The 16045-nt window shown below is 72.6% G+C and carries 14 protein-coding genes; 3 read left to right on the top strand and 11 right to left on the bottom strand.

Annotated features, from left to right (window positions below):
• Positions 1–125: 125 nt before the first annotated feature.
• Positions 126–977 (bottom strand): SDR family oxidoreductase, encoded by an 852-nt coding sequence (locus tag AB0E05_RS03060; RefSeq protein ID WP_361957805.1) that lies wholly within the window; start codon positions 975–977, stop codon positions 126–128.
• Between the two features lie 118 nt (positions 978–1095).
• On the opposite strand from AB0E05_RS03060, the gene AB0E05_RS03055 reads away from it, so the two are divergent.
• A complete protein-coding gene (locus AB0E05_RS03055; protein ID WP_361957802.1) occupies positions 1096–2070 on the top strand; it encodes a LysR family transcriptional regulator in 975 nt (324 codons plus the stop codon).
• Here the strand turns inward: AB0E05_RS03055 and AB0E05_RS03050 are convergent.
• The 9 genes from AB0E05_RS03050 to AB0E05_RS03010 all read right to left on the bottom strand — a co-directional run bounded on the left by AB0E05_RS03050 (position 2056) and on the right by AB0E05_RS03010 (position 12537).
• Positions 2056–2247: a (4Fe-4S)-binding protein gene (locus AB0E05_RS03050; RefSeq protein WP_361957799.1), complete on the bottom strand. Its 192-nt coding sequence runs from the start codon at positions 2245–2247 to the stop codon at positions 2056–2058. The genes AB0E05_RS03055 and AB0E05_RS03050 overlap by 15 nt on opposite strands.
• Before the next feature lie 63 nt (positions 2248–2310).
• Positions 2311–2457, bottom strand: coding sequence for a hypothetical protein (locus AB0E05_RS03045; protein ID WP_361957796.1), 147 nt, complete (start codon positions 2455–2457; stop codon positions 2311–2313).
• Positions 2454–4076, bottom strand: coding sequence for a glycerophosphodiester phosphodiesterase family protein (locus tag AB0E05_RS03040; protein WP_361957793.1), 1623 nt, complete (start codon positions 4074–4076; stop codon positions 2454–2456). The genes AB0E05_RS03045 and AB0E05_RS03040 overlap by 4 nt, the downstream gene beginning before the upstream one ends.
• The gene (locus AB0E05_RS03035) at positions 4073–6616 is read right to left on the bottom strand and encodes a S8 family serine peptidase (RefSeq protein ID WP_361957790.1); all 2544 of its coding nucleotides are present in this window, start codon (positions 6614–6616) and stop codon (positions 4073–4075) included. Before AB0E05_RS03035 ends, AB0E05_RS03040 begins: the two co-directional genes overlap by 4 nt.
• A gap of 45 nt (positions 6617–6661) precedes the next feature.
• Positions 6662–7963: a hypothetical protein gene (locus tag AB0E05_RS03030; RefSeq protein ID WP_361957787.1), complete on the bottom strand. Its 1302-nt coding sequence runs from the start codon at positions 7961–7963 to the stop codon at positions 6662–6664.
• Positions 7956–9158, bottom strand: a complete 1203-nt coding sequence (locus AB0E05_RS03025) for a hypothetical protein (RefSeq protein ID WP_361957784.1) — start codon at positions 9156–9158, stop codon at positions 7956–7958. Before AB0E05_RS03025 ends, AB0E05_RS03030 begins: the two co-directional genes overlap by 8 nt.
• Before the next feature lie 30 nt (positions 9159–9188).
• Positions 9189–10859, bottom strand: a complete 1671-nt coding sequence (locus AB0E05_RS03020) for a GMC family oxidoreductase (RefSeq protein ID WP_361957781.1) — start codon at positions 10857–10859, stop codon at positions 9189–9191.
• Complete coding sequence (locus tag AB0E05_RS03015; protein ID WP_361957778.1) at positions 10856–11380, bottom strand: gluconate 2-dehydrogenase subunit 3 family protein; 525 nt, start codon at positions 11378–11380, stop codon at positions 10856–10858. The genes AB0E05_RS03020 and AB0E05_RS03015 overlap by 4 nt, the downstream gene beginning before the upstream one ends.
• A gap of 2 nt (positions 11381–11382) precedes the next feature.
• The gene (locus tag AB0E05_RS03010; RefSeq protein ID WP_361957775.1) at positions 11383–12537 is read right to left on the bottom strand and encodes an HAD-IA family hydrolase; all 1155 of its coding nucleotides are present in this window, start codon (positions 12535–12537) and stop codon (positions 11383–11385) included.
• 512 nt (positions 12538–13049) lie between these two features.
• Between AB0E05_RS03010 and AB0E05_RS03005 the strand changes: the two genes are divergently transcribed.
• Together AB0E05_RS03005 and AB0E05_RS03000 are read left to right on the top strand one after the other, a co-directional pair.
• A complete protein-coding gene (locus AB0E05_RS03005; RefSeq protein WP_361957772.1) occupies positions 13050–14186 on the top strand; it encodes an acyl-CoA dehydrogenase family protein in 1137 nt (378 codons plus the stop codon).
• A 199-nt stretch (positions 14187–14385) separates the two neighbouring features.
• On the top strand, positions 14386–14994 hold the full coding sequence (locus tag AB0E05_RS03000) for a choice-of-anchor C family protein (protein WP_361957769.1): 609 nt from the start codon (positions 14386–14388) through the stop codon (positions 14992–14994).
• Between the two features lie 166 nt (positions 14995–15160).
• On the opposite strand, the gene AB0E05_RS02995 is transcribed toward AB0E05_RS03000, so the two are convergent.
• Positions 15161–16027: an alpha/beta hydrolase gene (locus tag AB0E05_RS02995; protein WP_361957766.1), complete on the bottom strand. Its 867-nt coding sequence runs from the start codon at positions 16025–16027 to the stop codon at positions 15161–15163.
• Positions 16028–16045 lie beyond the last annotated feature (18 nt).

Genomic DNA, 16045 nt, shown 5'->3' with positions numbered 1-16045 from the left:
CAACGGGAGCGCATCGGGCTCCCGTTCGAGGCATCGTAGCGTCGTGGCTGGTCACCGGAGACGGCGCCGTTCGAGCGCCGGGCCCGGCGTGAGGACGCGCCCGCGCCTCCTGGCCATCGGGCCCCTCAGCCCTGCGGTGGCGTGAAGCCGTCCCGGTCCGTGGAGAAGGCGACTTCGCGCTGGGTTTCGACGTCGGCGAGCCGGGCGGTCAGGGCGTCGTGGACCAGTCGGTACGCGTCCGAGCCGAGGAGCTGGCGCCGCGGCGGCTCGGCGAGGTCGCCGATGCGGACCATGGCTTCGGCGACCTTGAGCGGATCACCGGGCATGTCCTCCACGGCCACATCCATTCTGCCGTGGGTGAGCTCCGCGGCCGGGGTACCGGCGTAGGCGGGCAGTTGCGAGGGGGCCAGGTCGGCCGCGCCGAAGAAGTCGGTGGCGACCATGCCGGGTTCGACCAGCGTGGTGCGGATGCCGAACGGCTCGGTCTCCAGCGCGTACGCCTCGAAGAAGCCCTCCACGCCCCATTTGCCGGCGTGGTACAGCGACATCCCGGGGAAGGCGATGTGCCCGCCCATGCTGGAGGTCTGCACGACGTGGCCGCCGCCCTGGGCGCGCAGGTGCGGCGTCACCGCGCGCACGAGCTGGATCGGGGCGACCACGTGGATGGCGAGCTGGCGCTCGATCTGCTCGTCGGTGACCTCCTCGGCGAGGCCGATCAGGCCGTGTCCGGCGTTGGAGACGACGACGTCGATGCGTCCGAGGTCGGCGAACGCGCTGTCGACGACCTTCCGCAGCCGCGCGGTGTCGGTGACGTCGAGCTGCGCGCGCCACAGCCGGTCGCCGTGGCGCACGGCCAGTTCGTCGAGCCGGGCCGGGTCGCGCAGGGTGGCGGCGACGCGGTCGCCCCGGTCCAGCAGCAGCTCCGTCATCAGACGGCCGAAGCCGCGGGAGGTTCCGGTGATGAACCAGGTCTTCATGCTGGTGCTCCTGATGGTGGACGGTCGGTTCCCGGTCCCCATCACAGCCCGGCGCACTCGACTCGATCAACGACGAACGGCTGTACGTTCGACAGGCGGAGCCTGTCACCATGGTCCGGTGGAGCTGCGTCAGCTGGAGTACGTCGTCGCCGTCGCCGAGGAACTGCACTTCGGGCGGGCAGCGGCGCGGATGCACGTCACCCAGCAGTCGGTCAGCGAGCAGGTCCGCCGGCTGGAACGCGAACTGGGCGCTCCCCTGTTCACCCGCACCAGTCGGCGGGTGGCGGTCACTGCGGTCGGGGAGGTGTTCCTGCCGGAGGCGCGCAGGGCGATCGCCGCCGCCCGGCACGCCCTCGACGTCGGCCGTCGCGCCGCCGGCGGCGTGCTCGACGAGCTGCGCATCGGCCATGCGGAGGACCTCGGTCCGCGACTGTTCCAGCTGGCGACGCCGGCGCTGCACGCCCGGCTTCCGCAGGTGCGGCTGGCGCCACGGCCGATGACCACGGTCGAGCAGCTGTCCCACCTCGGTGAGGGCCGTCTCGACCTCGGTTTCTGCTGGACCGCCGAGCACCCGCCCGCGCTGGACTCCCTCCTGGTCGCCCGCGAACCCCTCGTCGTGGCGCTGGCGACGGACCACCCCCTCGCCGCGTCGGCGGCGATCGACCCGGCCCGGCTGTCCGACGAGCCCCTGGTCGTCGTCGAACGCAAGGCCAACCCCTGGCTGCACGACCACGTCGTCAGCCAGCTCGCAGCCCGGGGCGCCGCGGTCACCGTCCACCGCGAGATCTCCAGCCTCGACCGACTGCTGCCGCTGGTGCTCACCGGCTCTGCCGTCGGCCTCACCAGCACCAGCGCCGCCGCGGCCCGGCCGTTCGCCGGCGTCGTCTACCGGCCCTTCACCGACCCGAGCCCGTACGCCGGCCACAGCATCGTCTGGCGCCGCGACACCACCCGTCCCGCCGTCGCCGCGCTCGTCGACGTCGTCCGCGAGCTGCGCGATGCGGGAGCGTTCCTCCCGCCCGCGCTCCCCCACGTGTCCGCCGCCGGTGAAACCGGTCGGATCACCGGCGCGGGCACCTCACTGCATGCGTAACGCTCCCGAGGGGCACGCCCTGATCGCCTCCTCGGCGGCCTCGGCGTCCGCACCGACGGGTTCGGCGATCAGTTGGGTGACCAGTCCCTCCTCTTCGTCCTGGTCGAACACCCCCGGTGCGGTCAGTGCGCACATCCCGGCACCGACGCACACCTCGCGATCGGCCGTGAGCTTCATGTCGCTCTCCCTTCCCAACTGCCGGTCCCGGCCGGCACTTTCCACGACGATCACCATCGTGCCCTACCAGGAGACCGGCAGGGCCGTCGCGCCGTAGACGGCCAGGGGGCTCGCCGTGCCGCGCAACGGCACCTCGTCGACGGGGACGGCGACCTTGATCCGCAGGCAAGGGCCGCCTTCTGCCCCGGCGGACGAGGTCCGGGCGTTCACCGGAAGTGGCTCGTGATCCGCAGATCCCGGAAGACGAACTCGTTCGCCTGGATCGGCACGAAGCGCGTGGGGTCCGTCGCGTCCTCCTGGCGCCACCGCTTGCCCGAGCACCGCAGGTGCACGGTCTCGTTCATCGAGTCGTTGCGCACCGTCCCCACGCACACCCAGTCGTGGGCGTCGGCGTCGTTGCGGGTGTACGCGGCGAAGTAGGGGCCGCGCCGCTCCAGCCGCAGCCGGGCCGCGAGCACCCGGCCGTCGCCGACGGGCGGCCCGTACTGGTTCGTGTCGTAGAGCGTGCCCAGGTTCCAGTTGATCCGGTAGCCGTCGTCCTCGTCGTGTTCCGCGCCGACGAACGGCGGTGCGCCGTGGGGGTCGTAGAAGGCGTCCTTGTCGCGGAAGGAGCGCGGGACGAAGGGCGTGCCGTCGGCGTCGAACGGCGGGTGGTGGGTGCCGGGGTCGGCGTTCACCGCCGCCATCTCGCACATGGTGGCCTGGGCCGCGACGGCCGAGGCGACCCGCACTTCGGCGGCGAAGTCGCCGCGCAGGCCGTGGAGCACGCCGAAGCCGCCGCCGCTGTAGAACGGCCAGTCGCCGAGGGCGTCCCAGGTGCGTTGCTCCAGTTCGACGAGGCGGCGCTCGATCGGGTCGGCGGGCAGCGGCGGCTGGGGGTCGCCCTGGTAGGGGGTGATGCGGACGTGGATGCCGTCGTCCTGGAAGACGTGGCAGTAGGGGTTGGCCTTGGCGTAGCCGAGGGCGAAGCGGCGGGTGTCGACGTGGGTGCCGGCGAACGTCTCGTCGAGCCGGCGGGTGCCGGGCCGCAGGGCCTCGCCGGCGTCGAAGGTGGACTCGGTGCCGACGGCCCAGGTGTACGGCTGGACGGCGGCGAGCACGTAGTCGTTCCGGGCCGGTTCGGCGCGGGGCAGGACGAGTGCGCCGAGGCGTACGCCGGTCGGGCCCTTGGCTTCGCCCAGGCGCCGGCCGAGGTCGGTGGGGCGTCCGTCGGGGCCGGTCAGGTCGTCGAGGCCGGCGAGGACCAGGTCGAGCGCCCCGTCCCTGAGTGCGGTGTCGAGCTGGTCCGTGGTGGGGCCGGTGCCGGGGCCGTCCGCCGGGGGTCCGGTGAGCGCGGTGCCCGTGTCGGGGTCGAGCCGGCGTGCGTGGCGCAGCAGTTCGGGGTCGGCGGCGGCGATGACGAGGCGTGCGGTGGCGGCGCGGCGGGTGAAGACCTCCAGGGCGGCGGCGACCGCGTCCGGGCCGCCGCTGCTGACCCGCAGCACGTAGGTGACGTCGTCGGGCAGGGCGTCGACGAGGTCGTCGAGGGGTTCGACGCGCACGGGTGCGTGGCCCGGTGGCCGGTAACGGAAGTGCGGCGAGTCGCGCAGCGCGAAGGCGGTGCTCAGGTCGAGCGCGCGCAGCCGGGTGAGGGTGAGTTCGCCGACGGTGGCCGTGGAGCCGGCCTGGCGGGGCAGTCCCCGGTCGGAGCCGGGCACCACGCGTCCGTCGGCGGTCACGGCGACGTCGAAGACGAGGACGTCGGCGCCCTGGACGTACGCGGACGTCAGCGCGGTGCGGGTGTGGGGCGGGGCGTGCAGGGCGTTGCCGCCGATCGCGGCGATCCTCATGGCGTCGTCAGCTCCTCTTCCGTGATCGGACCGGTGGCGCACACCGCGTACCCCTGTGCGGGGAAGGGGGTGTTCTGCGCGAACACCTTGATCGTGTAGGCGCCGGGCGCCGGGGTGGTGATCCGGACGGCTTCGACCGTGTTGGCGCGGTCGAGCGGGAGTCCGGTGAGTTGGGCCACTGCGCTGCGGTCGAAGCCGGGGACCTTGTTGTAGGTGTGCTCCTCGTTGCCGACGTGGACGGTGCCGTCGGGGGTGGTCACCGCGAGGTCGAGGTTGTTCTGCACGGCGCTGCCGGGGCGGTCGGTCCAGGCCAGGACGATGCGCAGGTCGTCGGTGTGCGGGCCGTCCGGCACGGTGAGGCGGTACGTGCGGCTGCCGCGCCGGGTGCCGTCCGGGTCGGCGAACGCTTCGAGCGCGTCGGGGTCGGTGTCGGCGAGGTCGGCCCACACGAGCCGGCGGTCCGCCGGTGCGTCGGGGGTGGGCAGCACGATGGTCAGGTCCAGCCGTCCGAAGCCCTGGTCGAAGTCGGGGTAGCCGAGGTCCTGCGGGGTGTGCGGCGGGCGCAGCGAGGGCAGTCGGCGGGTGGCGGCGACGAGGACGGCCTTCATGAGGGCGGCGGACGGCGAGGCGAGTCGGTGCACCTCGCGCAGGTACTGCCGCAGCACGGCGGCGGCGCCGGCGACGACGGGCGCGGCCATGCTGGTGCCGCCGAGGTACACGTAGTGCCCTTCGTGGTCGGGGCAGTCGCGCCAGGGCAGCCGGGGGTCCATCTGGGGGCTGCTGCTGCGGGCGGCGAGCACGAAGGTGCCCGGGGCGAGCAGGTGGGGCACCACGCTGCCGTAGTCGCTGGGGCCCCTGCTGCTGATCGCGGCGGGCAGGTCGGGGTCGCCGCACACGTGCTCGCCGCCGGCCGGCGGCAGCGGGAACTGGGGCTGGCGGAAGCGGTCCCAGGTCAGTTCGGCGAGGCCGTCGTTGTTGCGGTCGGTGTCGCACGCGCCGACGGTGAGGGCGTTCTTGGCGGTGGCGGGGGTGCCGCAGGTGTTGAACTCGTGGGTGCCCTTGGGGGCGGCGCCGCTGTTGCCGGCGGCGACGACCACGAGCACGTCGGGGTGTTCGGCGACGAACTTGTCCACGGCGAGGGAGTACTGGTCGTAGGTGCCGGACAGCGGGTTGCCCCAGCTGAGGTTGATGACGCGCGCTCCGGCGTCGACGGCGCGGGTGAGCATCGGGCCGAGGCTCGGGCCGGTGCGCAGCCGGTTGTCCTCGTCGAAGACGCGGAAGGCGGCCAGCCGGGCGCCGGGGGCGACGCCGGTGATCAGGCCGCCGCTCGCGGCGCCGGAGCCGACGATGATGCCCGCCACGTGGGTGCCGTGGCCGCAGGCGTCGAGCGCGTCGCCGCCGACCAGGGATTCGCTGACGGCGATGCGGTCGACGAGGTCGGGATGGGTGGCGTCGACGCCGCTGTCGAAGACGGCGACGATCTCGTCCGTACCGGTCCAGGGCACCGGGGCGGGCGGCGCGGCGCGCTCGGCCCGCGGTCCGATGCGGTCCACGCCGACGAGCCGACGGGCGTGGTCGGCGTAGAGCAGCGGCGGCCGGTAGGGCGTGATCTGCCGGGTCTCGTCCCGGGCGGCGAGCACGGCGAGCAGATCGCGCCGTCGGTCCCCGGTCAGGTCGGTGCGAAAGCGCAGCATGACGTCGACGGCGGCGAGCACTTCCACGCCGGGCGTGGCCTCCAGCACGGGGCGCAGGGTGGTGAGGTCGAGGGGGTCGTGCACGAGGACGTCGAAGGTGTCGGGGTGGACGTCCGATGCGGCGGCGCCCTCGTCCGCGAGGAGTTGCGGACCGGCGGGTGGGTCTGCTCGGTCGAGCGCGTCCCCGAGCGCGGGGGTGACCGTGTCGGCGAGGCCCCAGGGGCGTACCGCGATCACCCACGGCAGGTCGGCGACCTGATCGCGCTGTTCGGGGGTGAGTCTGAGGCGGTACGTGCCGGGCGGCTGGAACTGGACGACGCGGGCCCCGATCCCGGCGAGTGCGGCGCGGCGGTCCCCGTCCAGCGGTCCGCGCAGGCGCACCAGGTAGGTGTTGTGGTCCGGCTCGCCCGCCGGGACGGTGAGGGGCGCGGTGGGCCCAGCGTCGGCCGTGCCCCGTGCGTACGCCTCCTCGGCGCGCTCGGTGAGGTCGGCCACGAACGCCGGGGCGGGCGGCGCCTGGTCGGTGGTGCCGGCCGCGCCGGCGCCGCGCGGGGGCAGCAGGCTCTGCGGACCTTCGGTGCCGGGTGGTGCGTCCGGCACGGCGGGCGCGTTCCGCACGGTCTGTTCGGCTGCGGTGAGGTCGGCGCGCACGTCGACGAGGTAGCCGTCCGCGCGCAGTCGGGCGATCCGCTCCCCGGAGGTTTCGGCGAGGACGACGCCCTGGTAGCGCCGGGTCCGGTCGCCGGCGACGGCCTCGATGCGCTCCGCCTCCTGGCGGGTGTCGAAGTAGACGGCGATGCGGTACTGACGCTCCCGTGCTCCCTCGGGTTCGACGCTGCCGGACATCGTGGTCTCGCTTTCGCCGGGTGCTGCCGTGGATGGGTCGGGGCGTCAGTCCTCCCGGTCGTCGGTGTGCGCCCAGACCTCGCCGACGGGCGCGGCCCGTTCGGTGACGCCGTCGAGCAGCCGCAGCTGGGTGCGCTTCTCCGCCCCGGTGGGTGTCGCCCCGTCGGCGAGCAGGGCGGGGCCGCCGCCGGGCAGCGGCGTGAGGACGTCGGCGTACGGGCAGGGGCCGATGTCGAGCAGGGGGCAGAAGGCGCACGAGCCACGGGGGCGCGTCAGGTGCCCGATGCGTTCGTCCTGCCCCAGCCGGCCGGAGCGGGCCTCGTGCAGGAGTTGCCGCACGAGCAGTTCCCTGGCCTGCGCGTAGTCGTCGGGGTGCCCGGTGGGGTGCGGGGCGAACAGCACCCGGGCGTCGAGTTCCTCCCCGTCGTCGAGGGTGCCGTAGGCGAGCCGGACCTCGGTCGCCATCAGTTCCGCCATGGGGGTGTCGGGGGTGAGCGCGGGAGTGAGGCGGTCGGCGAGTTCGCCGGTGAACGCGTTGGCGGTGCTCTGCCCGAGGACGAGGATCACGGCGGGCAGCGACTGGAACATCTGGCGCAGCAGGTGACGTCGGGTGCGGAAGCACTCGCGGACGATCCCGGTGCGCTGGTCCTCGGTCATCGGCGGGAGGTCGGGGTCGTGCGGATCGGGGCGGGTGGTCCACTTGGCCGAGGCGCAGGCGACCATGTTGCCGTACGACAGGTCCTCGCCGACGGTGAGCGTGCCCGCTTCGAGGCCGAGTTCCGCACCGAGGGCGTCGAGCAGTTCCTGGTAGACGAGGTACATGCGCTGCGGCTGTTCTCGGACGGGGATCTCCCGGCGGCCGTGTGCGTCTTCGGGCACGGTGAGCGGGACCCCGGCCAGGGGGTCGTCGTCGGGTCCGCCGCCGAAGGCGTGGTACGCGTCGTCGGGCAGTTCGGGCTTGAACACCCCTCGGTACCGGAAGTAGTGCGCGTACTGGCGCACGGAGTCGAAGTCGGGGGTGAGCGAGCCGTGGCCGTCGGGCCACCAGCCCGGCAGGTTGGGGTTGATGCCGACGGCGAGTACGGGCGCCTTGCGGCAGCCGGAGAGGGGTTCCGGCAGCGGGGTCATCCGGCCGGTGTAGTGCGAGGGCCGCACGATCGACGGGTCGGGCGGCGGCTCGTCGGCGTCGTAGTCGTAGGCGTGGTAGGTGCCCCACGCGCGGAAGTAGGCGCACGAATGGGCTCCCGAGCCGGCGTACTGCGCGGTGCGCAGGGCGTTGCACGGCATCAGCTCGAACAGCAGCTCGACCTCGATGGGGAGTCGGGTGAGGGCCGGTGGGTCAGGCATCGTCGAAGCCCGCTTCGGAGAGCCCCGCGAGCAGGCCCCAGGTGGTGAGCGCACCACAGACGCTGGTCCAGTAGCCGTACGACTCGTAGTAGCCCACCGCCCACATGGTCTGCGGGTTGAGGCGGAACTTCTTGGTGGGCAGTTCGCCGTTGATCTGGGGGTCGGACATGTTGCGGACCACCACCCAGTCGGGCACGTGGTCCGCGCCCGCTTCGGTGAGGTCGGCGACGGCCAGACCGAGCACCGCGTCGCCCATCTCCACGGCCGCTCCCTCCGCTTCCAGCCCGTTCGTGGAGGTGCCGTACTCGAAGTAGTCGGTGGTCAGGATCGGGTGGAACTCCGCCATGTCGCGCTTGTCCTGCTCGAAGCGGGCGGTCGGCACGTTGTCGGGCGGTGCGATCAGGGGGCCCGCGAAGGGGTAGCGGGTGGACGGCGGGCCGAGCGGCGGTTCCTTGAGCTGGTCGGCGAAGCGGTGCATGAGGGTCTGTGCGTCCTCCATCCGGCCGAGCGGGAGGGTCCAGTCGCACTGGAACTCCCGACCGTTGAACTCCTCGTGGAGGAACTCCTTCTGGCAGCGGAACTTCGCCGCGCGGGTGACCACCACGTCGCCCAGGGGGAAGTTCTCGAAGACGCTGCCCGCGGTGCCGATGGTGGCGATGACCCGCGGTTGGACCTCCTCGATGATCTGCTTGAAGAAGTCCCGTACGGGCAGGGTGGCGGTCCCCGGGCCGGTCTTGATGCCGTCCTGGTTGAGGTGGAGTTCGGACTTCATGCACAGCACGTCGAGGTCGCCGAGCTTGACGGGGAAGTACGAGCCCAGCCGGCCGGCGGCGAACGCGGGCGCCCTCCTCCTGATCAGCGGCCGGTAGTGGTCCTCGAAGCGGCGGGTGTACCGGTACCACTTCAGCCGCCCGAAGCCCTTGGTGAACACGTCGGCGAGGGCGTCGTTCTCGTCGACGGTCCAGGTGATCACGACGACGTCGGCGCGGGGCAGCGCGGCGTCCGTGGGCGGTACGACGTCGAAGGGCTGGGGGACGAGGGCGAGCCCGTCGGGGAAGACGAGCTGGAGGTTGGCGGCGAGGACGGGACCTTCCGGCGCCGCGGCGAGGTCGGGCGAGATTTCGAGGTCGGCCGGGGTGATCCCGGCGGACAACAGGGTGCGGGCGATGTCGACCCGCTCGTCGAGGGTGTCCATGGTGCTGCCTTTCGTTTCGGGGCGTGCGCCTCACTCCGTGTCGGGAAGCTGCTCGCACACCCGGTAGGCGTTGGCGAGCATCGTCAGGGTCGGGTTGGAAGCGCCGGCGGTCGGCATGAACGCGCAGTCCAGGGCGTAGAGCCCGGAGACGGTGTGCGACTGGCAGTTCTCGTCGAGCACCGAGGCGCCGGGGTCGGCGCCGGCGCGCAGCGTGCCCTGTACGTGTCCGTAGCCCGGGTTCTCCGCGCCGGGCACGTCGTAGCCGCGCAGTTCGCCGCCCGCGTCCGCCACCACCTGCACCACGCGGTCGATGGCGTAGCGGGCCGCGGCCAGGTCGTAGGCGTGGTGCCGGTACCAGATCCGGGCGGCGGGCATGCCCCACGGGTCGGTGACGTCGGTGTCGAGTTCGACCCGGTTGTCGTACAGGGAGAGCGCTTCGCCGGTGAAGGAGAAGTACACGCCGCCCTGGTGGCGCAGTTCGTCGAGGTAGGTGTACAGGTCCTCGCCCCACAGCCCGCCGCGGCCGGGGCCGAGGGCCGCGCCCTTGGCGAGCCGCACCGGCGGCACGCACGTGTAGGGGTCGTACACGGAGAACTTGCCGGCCTTGGTGACCGGGGTGGCGGGGTCGTCGACCACGTACAGGTCGCGCAGTTGCAGGGAGCCGATCGCGGTGGACGGCTGCTGGGCGCCGTCACCGGCCCACACGGGCTGGAGCGGCAGGGTCAGTTCGGCGCTTCCGTGGGTGTGGTAGGTCAGATAGCGGCCGATCATCCGGTTGGGGTCGGGCACCTGCGAGACGAGGAACAGCCGGGCCGACTCGATGGTCTGGACGGACACCAGCACCTGGGACGCGCCGAGGAACTGCTCGGGGCCGCCTGGTTCGGTGCGGTACATCACGCCGCGCACCCGCCCGTCCTCGTGGACGAGGCGGGTCACGCAGTGCCCGGTCAGCAGGTCGCACCGGCCGGTGGCCAGGGCGCGCTGGAGCACCGTGTTCAGCGCCGACGCCCGCGCGTTCAGGCCGCAGCCGAAGAACTGGTTGAAGCCGCAGAACGAGCAGGCCGGGCGGCCGTCGTACACCCGGGAGTTGATCGCCCGGGGACCGAGGTAGGGACGCATTCCGGCGCGGCCGAACGCCTCGGTGAGGAACGGCACGGCGGCGTGCGGGCGCAGCGGCGGCATCGCGTAGTCGTAGCCGGCCCGGACCGGCTCCTGGGCCGGGGACTGGCGGGCCCGCCCGGAGACGCCCCACTCCCGCTCGGCCCGCTCGAACCAGGGCTGGAACTCGTCGTACGTCCAGGGCCAGTTGACCATGTGCGCTTCCGTCGGCACGTCGTGCAGGTGGTCGAGGACGCGGAGGTCCTCCTCGGTGTAGCGGGGCACGTTGGCGTCCCACACGGTCGTCGCGCCGCCGACCATGTTGACGTTCCACCAGCGCTCGACCCGGGTGGGCCGGTCCTGGTCGGGGCCGGCCATGTAGATGTTGGGATCGGTGTCGCGGTGCGGGATGAGCGTCTTGTGGGTGTGGAAGTGCAGTTCGTCGTAGGGGAGGAAGTCGTCAGCGGCCGGGAGCGGGCCCTTCTCCAGCACGGCGACGCGGCGTCCTCGTGCGGTGAGCACGCGGGCCGCGGTGCCGCCGCCCGCGCCGGCGCCGACGACGATCGCGTCGTACGGGCCGGGTGCGCTGGTCGTGGTGGTCATGGCTGCTCCCCGGGCCGGTCGGTGGTCTCGCCCGCGGGGCGGGTGAAGGGGCGGGCCGGCGTGGGGTAGCCGTACCAGCGCCAGATCACCGCGTCGCGGTTGCCGCCCCAGCGCGGGTCGCCGAAGCAGCCTTCGATGCAGTGGGCCCGCAGCAGGGCGAAGGCGGCCGGCTGGGCGAGGGCTTCGGCGGGCCAGCCGGGCAGGGTCCCGGCCGCGAGGTCGCGCAGCAGCGCGGTGGCCTCGGCGCGGTCGAGGTCGGCGACGCCCCGTCCGCCGTACGCCCCTTGCGCCGCGGTGTCGAGTGCGGCGAGCAGCACCGGGTAGGCCAGGCGCCACGCCGGGATCTCCGGGTGCGTCTCGGGGCCCATGACGAGGAGGCGGTCGACGTACTCGGCGGCGTCGGCGTCGGCCGCGCCGGGCCGCTGGGGTCCGCCCGGCAGGACCGCGTCGAAGAGCACCTCGACGGCGCGCCGCTGGTCCTTGTCGAAGCAGCCGGTGTCGGGCGGTCGCAGGATCCACATGGTCAGACCTTTCCGGTGGTCGGGGGCGCCCCGGCCGCGGTGCCGTGTGCGGCGTCGGCATCCGCCTCGACGTCCTGCGGGATGCCCGCGGCGTCGAGCGCCTCTTCCATCGCGCCGACGATCTCCGCGTACGGACCGATGTCCGGCGGTCCGGTGTGGTGGACGATGGAGAGCACGGTCGCGTCGTCCGCGTCGGTGAGGTGGCGGCCCAGCTCCGGGTACAGCTCGTCGTTCTCCCGTATCGCGTGCGCCCGGAAGAGTTGGACGAAGCCCTCCGTGCAGCGGCGGAAGTCGGAGAGCGCGAAGGCCACGTCGCGGGGATCGCCGTTCTGGATCCGCTGCCAGGCGACCCGGATCGCCGCCCAGTAGGCGCGGGCCTGGTCGTGCTGGTCGAACATCCAGCGGGCGTCCTCGGGCGGCATGCCGCGCGCGACCGCCAGCGGCACGATCGCCTCCTCCGCCTTCAGGTGCGCCTGGTCCGCGAAGTTGGTGAGCGTGTACACGAACATCCCCATCGCGGTCCGCACGCCCGGTGGGATGTCCTGCGCCCGCGCCACGGCGTCGAGCCCGCGCACGATGCGGCTGCCGCACGCGAAGATCCGCTCGCCGAGCAGGTGCTCCTGTTCCAGGGACTCCTCGAAGGCACGGCCGCTGTCGCGGACCGACTCCCCCTGCCGGGTGATCACCGCAGGCTGGAACTCCTTGCCGGGCGGCGACGGCTTGAGCGTGCTCCGCATGCCGGCGGCCTGGGCGGCGAGCACTTCGATGAGGTTCTCCCCGACGAACAGGCACCGCTCGACCGGCACGTGCATCTGTTCGGCCGCGTAGCGGTAGATGGCGGGATCGGGCTTGTCCAGGTGCGCCTCGTGGTTGATCACGATGCCCTGCGGGTCGAGGACGTCGGAGAGGTGCACGACGCTGCCGTCGTCCTCGGCGACGACGGCCTCGGCGATCATCCGGTGCCCCTGCTCGGCGCTCACCTCGGCGGGCAGGTTGGTGATCACTCCGACCCGTAGCCCCACCAGGTCCCGCATGGCGTCGAGCAGCTTCTCGGTGCTGGGTCGGTACAGCGCGAGATGGCCGGGGCGGTCGACGTCCCCGAGGGTGTCGCGCAGGTCGAAGAAGACCGCGTCGCAGTCGACGGTGGTGGCAGGCATGGGGCGCCCCTTCCCTGGACGGATGCGAGCGAGCAGGACACGGCGCCGTGGGGCGACCGTTGCCGTGGTTCGGAGGGAGTGGGGCGCACCGCCCGCAGACCGATCGGCGCGGGGGTGCACGACGTGATGGCCACCGTGGTCGTGCAGGGGAGGTCCGCGGTTTCCGTACGCGGCAGTCCTCCCCGCGCACCGGTCGACACGAGGGGCGTCCGGATGCTCCAAGGCCACGGCGCCGCGACGCCGGGTCGTCGCTCGGACCTCCGGACAGGAGACGAACACCTTCGTGGCGTCATCCCCTTTCCTCCATGGTGGCCCCGGACCGGCACCGTCGCCACTTCCCCCGGGCCCCGCGGCGGATCCCGCCCCGGGGCGCGGCCGGCGGCGGCCCTGAGGCGGCATTGACAGCCGTCGGGAACGGCGCCACGGTGAGGGTCCTTTCGTGACCCGAAGCCGGAGGTCTCCCCTTGGCCGGTTCATCAGCACCCCGTACGGATGGCGACATCGTCGACCGCGTGCGCGCGCACCGACCGCTCGTCCGCGCGCACGCGGACCGCGCGGAGCAGCAGCGGCGGGTGACGGGCGAGGTCGTCGAAGCCCTCTCGGCCGCCGGGGTCCACCGCATGAACGTCCCCCGGCACTACGGGGGTTACCAGTCGTCGTTACGCACGCAGATCGACGTGCTGAGCGAGGTCTCCACCGCGTGCGGATCGGCCGGGTACGTGGCGATGATCCAAATCGGGAACGCGTTCATCGCGTCCCTGTTCCCCGACGAGGCGCAGGACGAGATCTTCACCAGCCCCGACGTACGGGTCAGCGGCACCCTCATTCCGGGCTCGAAGGCCGTTCCGGTGGACGGCGGATACGTGGTGAACGGGAACTCCCCCTTCGCGAGCGGCTGTCAGGACGCCGACTGGCACCTGCTGACCGCACTGGACCACTCCGGGGACGGCCCGCCGGAGATGCTGTGGCTGGCGATCCCCATGGCCGAACTCAAGGTGCTGGACGACTGGGACGTCACCGGTCTGGTCGGCAGCGGCAGCAACACCGTCGTGGCCCAGGACGTCCACGTACCCGCCCGGCGCGCCCTGCAGGTGCGGCCGATGGTGGCGGGTTCCTTCCCGTCGCAGCGCAGCAGCGCCGACCCGTTCTACCACATGCCGGTGCTGGCGCTGTTCTGCGCCTGGGCGGCTGCGAACGCCGTCGGCATGGGGCGGGCGGCCTTGGCGGAGTTCGAGGAGCGCATCCATCGGCGGGGCATCACCTACACCTTCTACGAGCGCCAGCACGAGGCGCCGGTGACGCACCTCCAGTTCGCCGAGGCCACGATGAAGGTCTCCTCCGCGGAGCTGATCACCTCCGCCATGGTGGAGCTGATCGAGTCCAAGGCGGCCAGCGGCGAGCCGTACACCACCGAGGAGCGGGCCCGGATCAGGGCGCAGTGCGGATATCTGACGCGGTTGTGCAAGGAGGCCGCCGACCTGGTCGGTTCGGCTTCGGGCGCCTCGTCCCTGCACCGTGAGGTGCCGATCCAGCGGATCGTCCGGGACCTGAACGCCCTGCACCTGCACTCCTTCGTCAACCCCGCCGCCAACCTTGAGCTGTACGGCAGGGTGTTGTCGGGGCTGGACGCCAACACGCCCTTCCTGTGAGGGGCGGCGGCTCCAGGGGGCGCGGAGGCGAACCGGGCGCCGCCCGGCGCCCATAGGCGCCGCCGGGGACGGCTCACCGCGCCTTCACCCGAAGGGGCGGCCCGCCGTAGCGTGGATCGTCGGCTCCCGGCCGGTGAGGAGCGTCCCGTCCGGGACTGCACGAGTCTGACCCTCACGTCCACGTCCCAGGGAGAGCCCCATGTTCCCAGTGCGCGCCTTCGCCGCTGCCACGGCCGCGGTCGCCCTGCTGGTCGGTGCCGGCGTCAGTACCGGGGCGGCGGCGCCGCCGCCCGTGAGCCGCTTCCACGACGGCAGTTTCGAGTACCCGAGGGCCCCCGCGAACCTCTTCACCCCGTACTTCCCGGGGCAGGACATCGGCCCGTGGTCCGTGACCCTCGGCGCGGTCGACCTGATCGGTGCCGGCACGTGGCAGGCCGCCGAGGGCGACCAGTCCGTCGACCTCAACGGCACGGGCGCCGTGAGCCAGACCTTCACCACGACCCCCGGCCGCGCCTACAAGGTCACGTACGCGCTCGCCGGCAACCCCACCGACACCTCCCCCGCGGTGAAGACGGGCAGGGTCCTCATCGACGGCCAGGAGTTCCAGGGCTTCTCCTTCGACGTCACCGGGAAGACCTATGCCGCCATGGGGTACGTGACCCGTCAGTTCACCTTCGTGGCGGGCGCGTCCACGACGACGATCGCCTTCGTGAGCACGACGGGCGCGACGGCCGCGAACGGCCCGGTGATCGACGACGTCTGCATCGAGCCCAGCTCCGCCACCTGCCCGTCCTGCACGACCGGGTGAGGTGAGGGGAGCCTCTGGCGCTCCCCCCTTTCGGATCCGGCGACTTCCCGTACGGAGCGGGTCCGTACGGGAAGTCGCCGTGGAATCAGATGCACACCTGTCCGCCGGTCCAGGTGGGGCTGGCGGGGTGGTCTGCGATGGCTCCGTCTCCAGCCCCCGGCCCTGCCTATCCCAGGACCCGCCCGAGGAAGCCGCGGAGGTAGCCGGCGACGATGTCCAAGTGGCTCTCCAGGAGGAAGTGTCCGCCGTTGATCAGGTGCACTTCCGCGTCCTTGGCGTCGCGGGCGAAGGCTCGTGCGCCGGCAGGGCCGAAGATCTCGTCGTTGCGGCCCCAGACGGCGAGCACCGGGACCTCACTGGTGCGTAGGTATTCGTGCAGCAGGGGGTAGAGGGGGCGGTTGTTCTGGTAGTCGCGGAAGAGGGCGAGTTGGATCTCGTCGTTGCCTTCGCGGGAGATGAGGGCGTGGTCGTGTTCCCAGGTGTCGGGGCTGACGAGGCTGGGGGCGGGTACGCCGTGCAGGTACTGCCAGCGGATGGCGTCGCGGCTCAGCGCGGCGCGGACGGCGGGTTCGGTGGCGGGGCCGGGGTTCGCCCCGTAGGCCCAGAGGTCGTTCCAGAACGAGTCGACGAAGCCGTCCTCGTAGCCGTTGCCGTTCTGGGTGACGAGGGCGGAGATGCGTTCGGGGTGTTTGAGTGCGAGGCGCCAGCCGATGGGGGCGCCGTAGTCCTGGACGTAGAGGGCGTAGCGGTCCAGGCCCAGCTGGTCGAGGAGCCCTGAGGTGAGGTCGGCGAGGGCGTCGAAGGTGTAGTCGAACTCCGTCGCGGAGGGGGTGTCGGAGTGGCCGAAGCCGAGGTGGTCCGGTGCGATGACGCGGTAGCGGTCGGCGAGCAGCGGGATGAGTTCGCGGAACATGAACGAGCTGGTCGGGTAGCCGTGCAGCAGCACGATCGCGGGGGCGTCGGCGGGGCCGGCCTCGCGGTAGAAGATCCGATGGCCGTCGACGGTGGTGGTCCGGTGGTGCACCGAGCCCATATCTAACCCCTTTACACG

The sequence above is a fragment of the Streptomyces sp. NPDC048057 genome, from assembly GCF_040653095.1.
In the GTDB taxonomy this organism is placed as follows: Bacteria; Actinomycetota; Actinomycetes; order Streptomycetales; family Streptomycetaceae; genus Streptomyces.
The sequence above is the reverse complement of the archived record's forward strand: the minus strand, read 5'-3'. Positions and strand labels throughout refer to the sequence as shown.

What these genes read in the sequence shown, in the direction of transcription:
- AB0E05_RS03060 (WP_361957805.1), bottom strand. Translation starts at nt 977, where the DNA reads ATGAAGACCTGGTTCATCACCGGAACCTCCCGCGGCTTCGGCCGTCTG.
- AB0E05_RS03050 (WP_361957799.1), bottom strand. Translation starts at nt 2,247, where the DNA reads ATGAAGCTCACGGCCGATCGCGAGGTGTGCGTCGGTGCCGGGATGTGC.
- AB0E05_RS03040 (WP_361957793.1), bottom strand. Translation starts at nt 4,076, where the DNA reads ATGAGGATCGCCGCGATCGGCGGCAACGCCCTGCACGCCCCGCCCCAC.
- AB0E05_RS03035 (WP_361957790.1), bottom strand. Translation starts at nt 6,616, where the DNA reads ATGTCCGGCAGCGTCGAACCCGAGGGAGCACGGGAGCGTCAGTACCGC.
- AB0E05_RS03030 (WP_361957787.1), bottom strand. Translation starts at nt 7,963, where the DNA reads ATGCCTGACCCACCGGCCCTCACCCGACTCCCCATCGAGGTCGAGCTG.
- AB0E05_RS03025 (WP_361957784.1), bottom strand. Translation starts at nt 9,158, where the DNA reads ATGGACACCCTCGACGAGCGGGTCGACATCGCCCGCACCCTGTTGTCC.
- AB0E05_RS03020 (WP_361957781.1), bottom strand. Translation starts at nt 10,859, where the DNA reads ATGACCACCACGACCAGCGCACCCGGCCCGTACGACGCGATCGTCGTC.
- AB0E05_RS03015 (WP_361957778.1), bottom strand. Translation starts at nt 11,380, where the DNA reads ATGTGGATCCTGCGACCGCCCGACACCGGCTGCTTCGACAAGGACCAG.
- AB0E05_RS03010 (WP_361957775.1), bottom strand. Translation starts at nt 12,537, where the DNA reads ATGCCTGCCACCACCGTCGACTGCGACGCGGTCTTCTTCGACCTGCGC.
- AB0E05_RS03000 (WP_361957769.1), top strand. Translation starts at nt 14,386, where the DNA reads ATGTTCCCAGTGCGCGCCTTCGCCGCTGCCACGGCCGCGGTCGCCCTG.
- AB0E05_RS02995 (WP_361957766.1), bottom strand. Translation starts at nt 16,027, where the DNA reads ATGGGCTCGGTGCACCACCGGACCACCACCGTCGACGGCCATCGGATC.